We start from the raw sequence: 12,735 nt of genomic DNA, 5'->3' as shown, positions 1-12,735 counted from the left end.
TATGTACAACTATTTACTGATTCGTTACGGTGAAATAGGCTTAAAGGGTAAAAACAGATCGTATTTTGAAAAGAGCTTGGTAAAAAATATGCAGTCAGCCTTAAAAGATTTAGAGATAGGTAAGATTAAATCTACCCAGGGACGCATGTATATACCTCTAAGTGGTAGTAGTGATGAATTGACTAGAGTTTTAGACAGGGTGACCAGGGTCTTTGGAATCGAAACCGTCAGCCCTGCCGTAAAAGTGGAGTCCGATTTGGAAGTCATCAAAAAGACGGCTTTACAAGTCTTTAAAAATCACATGGATAGTATAAGCCCACAAAATCAGGTTTCTTTTAAAGTGGATTGTCGCCGAGCTGATAAATTATTTTCCAAAAATTCCATGGAAATGAATCAGATTTTGGGTGCACACATACTGGACCATGTTCCAGGTCTGAAGGTAGATGTAAAGCAACCACAGATTCTTCTTCAGGTAGAAATTAGAGAAGATGGGACCTATATTTTTACGGAAAAAATTCCAGGACATGGTGGTCTACCTATTGGTACTACTGGTAAAGGAGTGTTAATGTTATCTGGAGGTATAGACAGTCCTGTTGCAGGATGGCTTGCCATGAAAAGAGGGATTCAAGTAGTTGGTCTTCATTTTCACAGTTACCCCTTTACCAGTCAGCGGGCTTTAAAAAAAGTTGAAGATATCTCCCAAGTTCTTTCACGTTACGGTACAGGTCCAACAGGTGGCTTTAAGTTGATTACCAATCACTTCACCGATATCCAAAAAGCCATTCAGAATTACTGCAGTGAAAGCATGTGGGTTACAGTAATGCGCAGATTCATGTTTTATATAGCTAATCGAATGGCTCAGAAAGAACAAGCAATGACAGTGGTCACGGGTGAAAATGTTGGGCAGGTAGCTAGCCAAACCCTTGAAAGTATGCATGCAGTCAGTCAAGATGTTGTAAACCTTCCCATTTTGCGTCCCCTGGCTGGATTGGATAAAAAAGAGATCATGAGCAAGGCTGAAACTATTGGCACCTACGATATATCTATCCGTCCTTATGAGGACTGCTGTACATTGTTTTTACCTAAAAATCCTAAAACTCGTCCTAGTCTGGAACAAACTAAGAGGGAAATAAGCAAACTGAACTTTGAGGAACTGGTGGAAGAATCCCTGGAGAAAACTGAAATTAAGTATTTTGAACCTTATCAGGACATTACAGAGGAAGAATTGACCTTTGATGTTTAAGTTCATCTGATGGGAGAGGAGTAGAATAGAAGGAGGGGACATATGAATCTAGATTATTTTGATTCCTTTTTTGTCGTAGTGGAAGAAGGCAGTATTACTAAAGCTGCTAACAAGCTACACATTAGTCAACCTGCCCTAAGTGCACAAATTAATTGTCTAGAAAAGTATTTTCAGGTTTCCCTGGTAGAAAGATCTTCTAAAGGGGTTAAATTGACACCTGCCGGGGAAACCCTCTATGAAGAAGGTAAAAGATTTACCAGTTTATTTAAGAGTATGAGTAATAAAATTAGGGAGCACGCCGGTGAAGGCACTAAAAAATTATATATTGGTGCTTCTTCCACTATAGGTAATCATGCTCTGCCCTGTAGTATATTTAACTTTAAAAAACGTTATCCTCAATATGACATCAAAATGAAGATAACTAATAGTGAAGAAGTAGCCAATTTGGTGATGGAAGATAAAGTTGGAATGGGAATAATTGAAGGTCCTGTAGACAAAGAACTACGGGAAGAATTCAAAATAAGTGGGATTCAAACTAAGCGGTTGTTGTACGATAGATTGAATGTACTAGCCCCCTATGGACCCCCCTGGGCCAAGCGGGATTTTATTACAATAGAAGAACTTTTTAATCAAGATTTAATTTTGAGAGAAAAAAGTTCCGGGATTAGAAAAACTATTGAACAAACACTAACTAATCAAGGTTTAGACCCATCTAGACTAAATATGAATATGGAGTTGAACAACTCTTGTGCTATTATCAATGCAGTTAAAACTGGAAAAGGCCTGTCCATCCTACCTAAAAATGCTTTTAAACAGGATTTGGTTTATGAAGCGTTATCTTCCCTTGTAGTAGAAGGGGTTGAGTTTTATCATCCTTACACACTTCTATATCATCCTTCCAGATTGAAAGATTTTCTTCACAGAGAATTTTTTGAACTACTGATTAATGAAGAATATTGCTTTTGTTAAAAAATATTGTTATTGGTCCAAAAAGCGTGAAGGTGGAAAATAGTCAAAAAGTTTGGTATTCTTTTCCATGAAGGGACTAATATTTACCAAAATATAAGGAGGTACTCTAATGAGTGTGAAAATTTTTGAAGAGATGGAGAAGCACGGTCATGAGCAGGTAATCTTTAATTACGACAAGACTACCGGGTTAAAAGCCATCATTGCAGTACATGATACTACTCTAGGTCCCGCTTTAGGTGGTTGCAGAATGCTTCCATACGAAACCGAGGAAGAAGCTCTAGACGATGTGTTACGCCTTTCCAAAGGGATGACTTATAAGTGCAGTATTTCCGAAGTAGATTACGGTGGTGGTAAAACTGTTATAATCGGCGACCCTGAAAAGGACAAGTCTGAAGGTATGTTTAGGGCCTTGGGGCGATTTGTTGGAACTATGAAAGGCCGCTACTATACCGGTACCGATGTTGGAACAGTACCCGATGATTTTGTGCACTCATATCGCGAATCGGATTATTTTGTGGGTTTACCTGAAGAGTTCGGAGGCAGTGGCAACTCAGCTATAAATACAGCTTTTGGAACTTTGATGGGCATTAAAGCCTGTGTTAAAGAACATTTTGGCCAGGTTAATCTAGAAGGAAAGAAAATTGCCATTCAGGGCTTGGGTAAGGTTGGTCAAAATTTGGTTGATTTCCTAATGGAAGAAGGAGCTCATATAATTGCCACTGACATCAGCAAAGATAATATTAATCAAGTCAAAGAGCGACATTCAAGTGTCGAAATGGTAGAACCTGATGCGATATACGAAGTTGACTGTGATATATTTAGCCCTAATGCTCTGGGAGCTGTCATCAATGATTTTACTGTGGAAAAATTAAAATGTTCAATTATAGCAGGGGCAGCCAATAACCAGTTAAAAGAAGAAAAACATGGCCGCATGTTGTTTGATAAAGGTATTCTTTATGCTCCAGATTATATTGTTAATGCTGGTGGGCTAATACAGGTTTCGGATGAGATTGGTGGTCATAATAAAGACAGGATCAGAAAAAAGACAGAACGTATTTATGATATTTTATTGCAGGTATTCAAAATCTCCCGGGAAGAAAACATCACTCCACAAGAAGCTTCCGATAAACTGGTTGAGGAGCGAATAGCAACAGTTAAAGGATTGCAATCTAATTACATGGGTTAATATAATTAGCGGTAAAATTTGGCTTGAAGGAGGGAGTTAATTTGAAAATACTAGTAATCAATCCGGGATCAACTTCTACGAAGATTGCCCTTTATGAAAAGGAGCAATCCAAACTGGAAAAGACTGTTCGTCATGATAGTGAGGAGCTAGAAAAATTTTCAGAATTGGCAGATCAGTTCGAATACCGTTTAGGTCATGTGAAAGAAGCCGTCCAAGAAGGAGGTTGGGAGCTTCATGAGCTAGATGCAGTAGTTGCCAGGGGAGGACTGTTAAAACCAGTCCCTGGAGGCACTTTTGAAATTAATGAAAAAATGGTTGACGATCTTAAAAAAGCCCGTTACGGTGAACATGCTTCCAATTTGGGTGCCATTATGGCTGACAGTTTAAGGGATGAACTCAATATACCTGCCTATATAGTAGATCCGGTAGCTGTGGATGAATTTGAAGAAGTAGCCCGCCTTTCGGGTTTGAAGGACCTGGAAAGGATAAGCCAATCCCATGCTCTTAATATGAAAGCTGTAGCTCGTGAAGTTGCAGAAAACATGGGTAAATCTTATTTTGATGTCAATTTGATTGTCTGTCACTTGGGCAGTGGTATTTCAGTAGCTCCTCATAAAAATGGAAAAATGATTGATGTAAACAATGCCAATAATGAAGGCCCCTTCGCTACAGAAAGAGCTGGTACTCTTCCTGCCTATAATTTAGTAAGACTCTGTTACTCAGGGCGCTACAGTGAAGAGGAAATGGTTAAAAAAGTGATCAAAGAAGGCGGAATTTACTCTTATATGGGGACAAAGGATGTCTCTAAAGTGGAAGAACAGGCAAAAAGTGGTGACGAGCGAGCCAAGCTGGTAATAGATGCCATGATTTATCAGATAAGTAAGGAAATCGGGGCTATGGCAACTGTTCTGGAAGGTCAGGTGGATGCTATAGTTATTACTGGTGGTATGGCAAACTCCAAGTACATTATTGGCAAAATTCAGAAAAGAGTGGACTTTATAGCTCCTGTGAAAATTGTTCCCGGTGAACGGGAATTAGAGGCTTTGGCCCTGGGGGCTTATCGAGTCCTGTCAGGAAAAGAACAGCCAAATATTTACTAATAAAAGTTAAATAAAAGTATATCCTGGAATGTAAAGGGGGAACACTATGTACAAGGATTTTTCAGAATTGCTGGCTAGTGCCAGAAAAATGAATCCTGTTAAATTGAGTGTGGCTGCAGCCGAAGATGAACATGTTTTAGAAGCGGTTAAACAAGCCATTAAGGATAATTTAAATTTAGAGTTTTCCCTGGTGGGTGATGGAGAAAAGATTGAAAAATTACGCCAAAAGATGGGGATGGATCAGCTTCAGGCTATTTCAGTTATAGATGCCAAAAATCCAAGACATGCAGCGGAGTTAGCTGTAAAAGAGGTGTCTCAAGGAGATGCCAACTACTTAATGAAAGGTTTAGTATCAACAAAAGACTTCTTAAAGGAGGTTCTGCACCAAGAATATGGTCTGAGAACCGGTAGAACTTTAAGTCATATAGGTGCTTTTGAAATTGAAACTTATCCCCGGGTCTTTTTCATGACTGATGGTGGTATTAACCCCAACCCCGCCTTAGAGGATAAAGAAGTGATTATTAAGAATTCTGTGGAATTTGTCAGAGCATTGGGGATAAAAGAACCTAAAGTTGCAGTCCTGGCAGCTGTTGAAACAGTAAATCCGAAAATGGAAGCTACCATTGATGGTGCCAATCTTGCAAAAATGCAGGAAAGAAGCCAGATTAAAGGTGCCTGGATAGATGGTCCTTTGGCACTGGACAATGCCATTGATGAAAATGCAGCCAAACACAAAGGGATTACTAGTCCTGTTGCCGGAAAAGCCGATATTTTACTGGTTCCTGATATAGAGAGTGGTAATTTATTAGGCAAATCTATCACCTTTTTGGGCGGTGGCACCATGGCAGGTATGGTTGTTGGTGCCCAGGTGCCCATTGTTTTGACCTCCAGGGCTGACAGTGTCAGAAGTAAAATGACATCTATGGCACTAGGGGCTCTTGCCAGCCAGGGGAATGCATAATATAATCTAACTAAAATAAGCTAGTCTACAAAGGTTACTAAAAGTTATTTAAAGTTACTTAATGTGTGAGTTCCTTGTTAGTTTCTTATAGGGAATTTTCGTACCAGGCTAGTCACGTGGAAGGTGGTAAAAAATGGCACGAAATTACAAAAGGAAAAAGAAAAAACTCAAACTCAAAAAGCTCCCCCTGGCGATTACGTCGCTGATTTTAGTCCTGCTGGTTACCGGCGGTTTATATGCCATATTAAGTGACGATGAGGCTGCAGAACCATCTATTCCGGAAAAAGAAGAAGAAAAGGAAAAGGAAGAGCCTGACCCTGAGTTGGAACTTGTAGAAGTTCCTCGTTGTGAATACTGTGGAGGAGAAATGGAAGACGAAGAAAAGGAGCTGTCACGACCGGTGACAGTAACCTATGGAAACACTGCCAATGAGCGACCCCAGTCCGGGATAAATTCTGCTTGTATAATGTATGAAGCTCCGGCAGAAGGTAGTCTAACTAGGCTTCAGGCTGTATTCAAACATCAGCACTCGGAAAAAATAGGCCCGATTCGCTCGGCTAGGTACTATCTCGTCACTTTGGCTCTAGAACATGATGCTTTGTACGCCCATATCCAGGGCTATCAGCCGGTGATGAACAAAATCAGGGACAAAAATGTTGCTACTCTAAATGAATATGGTGATGCGAGTTATTTTTGGCGCTCAGAGGATCGCCGGGCTCCTTTTAATGCTTATACAAATATAGAAAATTTATTGGAAGCGGCCGAATCTAGAGGATACCGCCCTGAGGGCCAGCGGGACAATTTTATTACATACAACGAAGAGTTTTCCAAAGAATTTATAAATCATGCTATAGCAGTTACAGAAAAGGATGACGAAAAGGACCATACCGATATAAAAACCAGTTTTATAGCTACTGAAGCGGGTCAAGCAGAGGTGGAATCTGCAGAAGAAATAACAATCAATTACGGTAGGGGTAATCTTGTGGAATATCAGTATAACGAAGAAGATCGAAATTATCAGCGGTATATCAATGAAGACCCCCATGTTGACCAGGCAGATGAAGAGCAAATTACTGCTCAGGATCTGATAATCCAATATGTGGATTCTAGAGTAATAGACGATCAAGGAAGACGCAGGCTAGGAATGATAGGAGAAGGAGAGGCCAAATATCTAGCAGATGGTAAAGTTGTGCCCTTGACTTGGGAAAAGGATGACCACGACGAACCCACCGAATTTTATCACGCGGAAACGGAAGAACCTCTGGAATTACGTCCTGGTTTAACCTGGATAAATATTGTACCCTACGGGACAGAAATTAGTTATTAGTAATGGCTGTGTATTATGCAAAACAGCAGCAGAAAGCCCACTGTTTGACTGTGGGAATATATCAAAGTTAAATGCTTATAACTGTTATAAAAAAAGCCCCGGCTGGTAGTCTAGACAGAGTACAATCAAGACTTAGCCCGGGGCTTTTTATAGTTAATTAGTTAATTAGTTAAGATTTTTTTGGTCAGTTCAAATCATTAATCAACTGGAATTTTTCGTTCCGGATGATAAGGGTGGAATAAAGCTTCTTCCATAGAACCCTGCTTTTTAAACCGGACACTTGCCTGATGAAGGAAGCGTTTACCCATGTGATAGCGCAAATCTATAAATATCACCAAATGTTTGTCATCAGGAGTACGCTTGTGCTTGACCAGATAATAAGGTGTAAATTCGCGAAATAATTTTCCGATTTTACTGTTTAATGCCTTATTAACAAATAGTTTGTCCATTTCTTTTTCGATTTTTTTAGAAAGTTTCTCTTTTATCCAAAAAACTCGTCTAAATATTGGGGCTTGTCCGATATAGACACTGTGACTTGTTTCGGCAATAAAATCCCAGTGAAATAAACTGGTAGACGCCGGTAATACTACTAGGCGCTGCAAGTCCCCTGCTGAAAAATTAGCCTTGAGATAACGAGTGAAATTTACTCTGGAAATATACCTGGCAAACAGGTATACTGCCATAAGGCCTAGGGCTATCCAACCAAGATTGGAATATATTACATATCCGGGGTACGCAGCGTGGCCCGTGTAACCCGAGAAATCAATGGCATAACTGTAAGAAAATGAAAATATCATTATTAAAGATAGGGCAACAAGTATAGGTTCAATTACAACCAGAAGATTACCGGAATACATTTTTGATGACAAGGGCCAAAACAACTTGACTCCGTAAGAATTACACCAGTCCAAAAATAAATGGGTGGAAACTCCCAGCATTCCATATGCCCAAAGAATAAAGAAACTATGAGCAAAGATAAAACTAAAAATCATAGCCGTCAGGGCGGATAAAAATAATCCTCCTAGGATTGAATGGCTTACTCCCCTGTGATTTTTTAGATAAGGAATATGGCCAAAAATTTGAAAAATTGCATCTCCATCGGGAATTAAGGCGCCTACTGAGGCTACCAGTAGTTCGGGATTATCTAATGAAAGCCCTTTATCAGATACAGCAGTATATATGCCTGTGTTAACTACTAAATGAGTTACTGGATCCACCTGCATCACCTCCTCTAAAGCAATATAATTATACCATGAAATGTCTGAAATGGAAGCGGCAATTTATGTAATAGTACAAAAAATTTGACAAGCATTGTCATTTTTATCGAATTTAAGTGCAAATTTATGTCAATTTCCTTGTTTACTGATTATGTATTTATGATATAATTTTTTAGATAGGAACAAATATAAAACGGGAGATAAATAAATTTACCTATAAAGAAAGTACAGGATTCTTTATGAAGGAGAGGAAGAAACCATGAACAGAGACAGAAAGTTTGAGAATCAAGAGACTGATCAAAAATTTAGCCAAGACAATAACAAAGTTGACTATACCTTTATGTACCGTCACGAGGTAGATAAATTAATTGAAAAACTTTTAAAACAGGAACACGACATGGAGGAGTTACAAGCAGTAGCTAAACGCATGCATAAAATGGAAGAACACGTTTATCGAGTGATATCTGAACGCTTCAGAAAAGCAGAAGCTCAAGAAGCCAATGTCCTTAGTCAAGTGTTAATGATGATGGAAAATAAACAGGAATTAGGGGACAATTTATTTGGGATGTTATTTGACCCACAAATTCCAGACCGCAACAAAAATTATTTGTTAAAGGTTATGGACTTTTTAGGTTTTCGCCCCGAAGTGTTTTCATACAATGAGGTCTTTAATGACCCGGAAAGAGCTATTCGAGAAGCGCGTCAAACTTTGATTAGGCAGATAGGTGAGAATTCACAAATTATTCCTCAGGTATTATCAGAAATGATAGAACTATCACCGGCAACCCAGGATACTTTAATGGAAGATTTAGCCAGGGAAGAAGATACCGAACTAGTGCCTTTTTTAGAATCCATTGCCTATCTGGATGAAAGGGATCTAGCTTTAAAGGCAGTTAAAATCCTGGGAGAGCAGGAAACACCAGAAGGAAAAGCAGCCCTACGCCAGTTGGGAAATGATATGGACAGACAGTTCTTACACCAGGAAATCCATCGAGAAATCAATCGTTTGACCATGAAGGGAATTGAAGACCTGATAGATTATAGATCCTTCTTTGATAAAGAACTGGCTAAACTTGGGGAATTTTATGAAGGTGCCGTTTCTCAAATAGACGGACATGGTAACCGGATAGTAACCTTTGCCAGGCGTTGGGGAAAAAGTGGCCAAGGTGTTGTAGTAGTCAACTTTATGCTCAACTTGGATGAAGGTGTTAGAGATTGCTGGGGATATCACAAGATGTCCATTGAAGAATATAGGGGCCTGATTAAAGAATATCGGGAAGATGGGACTATCATGTCTATAGACTCTGATTATGCCCGGTCTATCTTTTGTGATGCCCTTTATGCCAATCATATCAAGGGTAATCAGCGACCCCCGGAATTTGCTTTCTGGCGTCACTTCATGACTCCGGAATGGCTTAAAGAAGAAAGCTATACACCTTATCTGGAAGACGATATTGTTAAAGAAGTACTAGCGGGTAGCAAATCGCCAAGGGAAAAAGATTTATGGCAGCTTCACAATCAATCGGAATTCCAAGAATGGTTTCTACATCATCCCTACATCTACGAGCTCATGGATGATTTTATCCTGAGGCAAAAGGAAAAAGACGGGACTTTCGTGCCTATTGCTACTCAGGAGGGAGTAGAGACTATCTATTCGAAAATAATTGAAGAGCTAATAGCTCCTAACTTGGAATATTACAAGAAAGCCCTCTTAATGGCTGCCGATTTCAACAAAAAGCGGGGCAGGGCCAAGGTCTATCGAACTGCTGTCCTGGCTATCATGCGGATGGGAGACGGCGATTTGGAAACACTGAAAAAACATCCTTTCTTTATTGGGCTTGGTAAGCGCAGTTTAAACGTGGCAGCAACTAATTTAAAAAGAGGTTTGGACTTAAGAAAAAATCCGGAAGACTTTGATCTATAGGCCCTAAATGGGGCCTATTTTTTTAGATCTGGTATCAGACCTTTAGCTTTGTAATATTTTGTTTTGACATCATGACATTTGTCATGATTAAATATATTTAGGATATCGAAATAATTTTTTGAAACGGGCGGGTTCTATATGGCTAAGTCTACCATGACAAGAAGAGAACGTATTTTAGAGGGCAATCTTTTACACAGTGTCTGTTATTTGGCCTGGCCCATTGTCTTGCAGTCGCTACTTCATGTGACCATGGGCATGGCAGATCTGCGCATGGTAAATCACCTGGGTCATGAAGCTATTGCTGCAGTGGGCATTGGCCGACAGGTAATTATGATTATCCTGGTAATGGTTTTGGCTATTCAGGCAGGAGCCGTTGCTGTTGTCGCCCGAAAACTAGGCGAGAAAAATTATGAACATGCAGAAAGTGCTGCTGGGCAAGCAATGACCCTGGTATTATTATTTGCCCTTGTTATGACTCCAGTTGGGATTCTTAGTTCTCGTTTGCTTCTGACATTAATGGGAGCCAAACCAGGAGTTATGGCCCTGGGAGTTCCTTATATGCAAGTGTTCTTTCTGGGGATAGTTTTCTTCATGGGAAACTTTATGTGTAAAGCAATTTTTCACGGATTGGGAGACACTAGAACTCCTCTTTACATTAATATAGCCGTTAATGGGATAAATCTGATAGGTAACTTTTTCTTGATATACGGATTATGGTTTTTCCCAGAACTGGGTGTGATTGGTGCAGCTGTAGCAAGCGCATTCAGCAGGTTAGTTGGTACAGTTCTGGGTATTGTTGTTTTAAATAAAGGACACTATGCTATCAGAATACGTCTGAGCCATGTATTGAAATTTTCTTTCGAGGAAATTAAGGAAATACTGCGTATTGGGATGCCTACCGCTTTTCAGGGTATGAGCCGCAATATCAGTACTTTACTTCTTGTCAGCATGATCACAAGGACTGCAGCCGGTGGTTTTGCTGCAGCCGCTTTTCCAGTGGGTATGAAAGTAAATCAATTTGCTATTATGCCGGGTATTGCCATAGGTCAGGCAACTACTACCATGGTTGGTATGAACTTAGGTAATGAAAACCCTAAAAGGGCGGAGCAATGTGGTTGGACTGCAAGTAGGGTTGGCAGCATTTTAATGTCTGCCATTGCCCTGATTAATTTTATTTTTGCTCCTCAAATCATGAGTTTTTTTGCAGAAGAATCTGAAGTTATAGAGATCGGCACTGCTTTTATTAGAATCATTGCCGTGGCAGAACCTTTCCATGCTTTGGGTGTGATTTTATCCAAAGGTATGCAAGGAGCGGGTTATACCCTAGTGCCCTTTTATTTGACTGTGATTTCTTGGTTGGGAATTCGAGTTCCCTTGGCTTATCTTTTGGCCTTTCCTTTAAACCTTCAGTCAACTGGTGTCTGGATAAGCATGAATGCTACCTTTATCCTACAGGCCGTCTTGGTAGCAACAGCTTTTAAGCGAGGTACCTGGAAAGAGGCCAAATTAAAAGCCTATTCTACAGGCTCCTGATTTTACGGCTCATAAATAACTTAAAATGATACCCCTGGCTTTTTTTCGGAAAATTTGATATAATTACCAGTGAAATAAATTCGGGTCTATAATAAGTTTACAGATGTCTAGTAAAGAAGTTACAAAACTACGGGGTATTTTTTTTACCTACTCAGGGTCGAATTTTGGACTACGGGGCAAACATTGACCCGCAAGTTATTAAAAAGTCTTTGTAAGGATATAATAATTTTGAGGAGGGATTAACATGACTGTGAGAGTAGCCATTAATGGTTTTGGAAGAATTGGACGTCATTGCCTGCGAAATAGTTTGAATAACAAGCAGGTAGAAGTAGTGGCAGTAAATGACCTGGCAGATATCAATACTCTCAGCCACTTATTCAAGTACGATTCCCTGTACGGCCCATTCCAAGGGGAATTAAAGACTGAGGGTGATGAACTTGTCGTCGACGGAAATAGGGTGAAAGTATTAAATGAAAAGGAACCTGAAAAATTGCCTTGGGATCAGCTGGATGTGGATATAGTTTTGGAAGCTACAGGGATTTTCAGAGATCGGGATGGAGCTAAACGTCATCTAGACGCTGGGGCTGATAGAGTTATTATTACTGCACCAGCCAAAAATGAAGATATTACAATTGTAATGGGAGTTAACGAAAATGATTATAATCCCAATGAGCATCGAATTATATCCAAAGCCAGTTGTACCACAAATTGCGTAGCTCCAGTTGTCAAGGTGCTTGATGAAGCTTTCGGCATTGAAAAAGCTTTAATGACTACTGTCCACTCTTATACTAACGATCAACAGCTTTTAGATTTACCACATAAGGATTTACGTCGAGGAAGAGCGGCGGCTGAATCTATTATCCCAACAACTACTGGTGCTGCAAAGGCAGTGTCCTCAGTGCTTCCTCAATTAGAAGGAAAAATCGATGGTTATGCCATGAGGGTTCCCACACCTACTGTGAGTATTGTTGATTTGGCTTGTACTGTAAATAAAGACACAGTAACTCGGGATCAAGTCAATGAGAAATTTAAAGAGGCTAGTGAGGAAGAATTAGATGGCATCTTGGGGTATAGTGATGAACCCTTAGTATCTATGGATTATAAGGGAAGTACTGAATCTGCGGTAGTAGATGCCATTTCGACTATGGTTGTTCAGGACAACATGGTTAAAGCTGTGGCCTGGTATGATAATGAATGGGCTTATGCCCGACGAGTAATTGACTTAGCCGCATATATTGGAAACAACAGTTAATAAACATCAGATAAGTCAGTTTG

10 protein-coding genes are annotated in these 12,735 nt (G+C 39.8%); 9 read left to right on the top strand and 1 reads right to left on the bottom strand.

All coding sequences use genetic code 11. The features are described 5' to 3' along the window. The first annotated feature begins 1 nt into the window (after position 1). From thiI to NTHER_RS11905, 6 genes are all read left to right on the top strand, one after another. The gene (gene thiI / locus NTHER_RS11930) at positions 2–1,243 is read left to right on the top strand and encodes a tRNA uracil 4-sulfurtransferase ThiI (RefSeq protein WP_012448766.1); all 1,242 of its coding nucleotides are present in this window, start codon (positions 2–4) and stop codon (positions 1,241–1,243) included. A 42-nt stretch (positions 1,244–1,285) separates the two neighbouring features. Beyond that, a complete protein-coding gene (locus tag NTHER_RS11925; protein ID WP_012448765.1) occupies positions 1,286–2,212 on the top strand; it encodes a LysR family transcriptional regulator in 927 nt (308 codons plus the stop codon). A 109-nt stretch (positions 2,213–2,321) separates the two neighbouring features. Beyond that, positions 2,322–3,398, top strand: a complete 1,077-nt coding sequence (locus NTHER_RS11920; protein ID WP_012448764.1) for a Leu/Phe/Val dehydrogenase — start codon at positions 2,322–2,324, stop codon at positions 3,396–3,398. A 41-nt stretch (positions 3,399–3,439) separates the two neighbouring features. Continuing rightward, positions 3,440–4,498, top strand: coding sequence for a butyrate kinase (gene buk / locus NTHER_RS11915; RefSeq protein WP_012448763.1), 1,059 nt, complete (start codon positions 3,440–3,442; stop codon positions 4,496–4,498). Positions 4,499–4,544: 46 nt separating this feature from the next. Continuing rightward, the gene (locus NTHER_RS11910; RefSeq protein WP_012448762.1) at positions 4,545–5,459 is read left to right on the top strand and encodes a bifunctional enoyl-CoA hydratase/phosphate acetyltransferase; all 915 of its coding nucleotides are present in this window, start codon (positions 4,545–4,547) and stop codon (positions 5,457–5,459) included. A gap of 133 nt (positions 5,460–5,592) precedes the next feature. Beyond that, complete coding sequence (locus NTHER_RS11905; protein ID WP_012448761.1) at positions 5,593–6,786, top strand: DUF3048 domain-containing protein; 1,194 nt, start codon at positions 5,593–5,595, stop codon at positions 6,784–6,786. Between the two features lie 197 nt (positions 6,787–6,983). Here NTHER_RS11905 and NTHER_RS11900 read toward each other — a convergent pair whose 3' ends face one another. Then, complete coding sequence (locus NTHER_RS11900) at positions 6,984–8,003, bottom strand: metal-dependent hydrolase (RefSeq protein WP_041367147.1); 1,020 nt, start codon at positions 8,001–8,003, stop codon at positions 6,984–6,986. A 259-nt stretch (positions 8,004–8,262) separates the two neighbouring features. Here NTHER_RS11900 and NTHER_RS11895 point away from each other — a divergent pair, with 259 nt between their 5' ends. The 3 genes from NTHER_RS11895 to gap all read left to right on the top strand — a co-directional run bounded on the left by NTHER_RS11895 (position 8,263) and on the right by gap (position 12,712). Continuing rightward, positions 8,263–9,927, top strand: coding sequence for a hypothetical protein (locus NTHER_RS11895; RefSeq protein WP_012448759.1), 1,665 nt, complete (start codon positions 8,263–8,265; stop codon positions 9,925–9,927). A 138-nt stretch (positions 9,928–10,065) separates the two neighbouring features. Next, positions 10,066–11,460 carry an MATE family efflux transporter gene (locus NTHER_RS11890; protein ID WP_012448758.1) on the top strand — a complete coding sequence of 465 codons (1,395 nt, stop codon included), beginning with the start codon at positions 10,066–10,068 and terminating at the stop codon, positions 11,458–11,460. Positions 11,461–11,704: 244 nt separating this feature from the next. Then, entirely contained in the window at positions 11,705–12,712 is a 1,008-nt protein-coding gene (gap, locus tag NTHER_RS11885; RefSeq protein ID WP_012448757.1) for a type I glyceraldehyde-3-phosphate dehydrogenase, read from the top strand. Positions 12,713–12,735 lie beyond the last annotated feature (23 nt).

The sequence above is a fragment of the Natranaerobius thermophilus JW/NM-WN-LF genome, assembly GCF_000020005.1.
GTDB classification, from domain to species: domain Bacteria; phylum Bacillota; class Natranaerobiia; order Natranaerobiales; family Natranaerobiaceae; genus Natranaerobius; species Natranaerobius thermophilus.
Note: the sequence above shows the minus strand (reverse complement) of the source record. Positions and strands in the feature narration are given on the sequence as shown.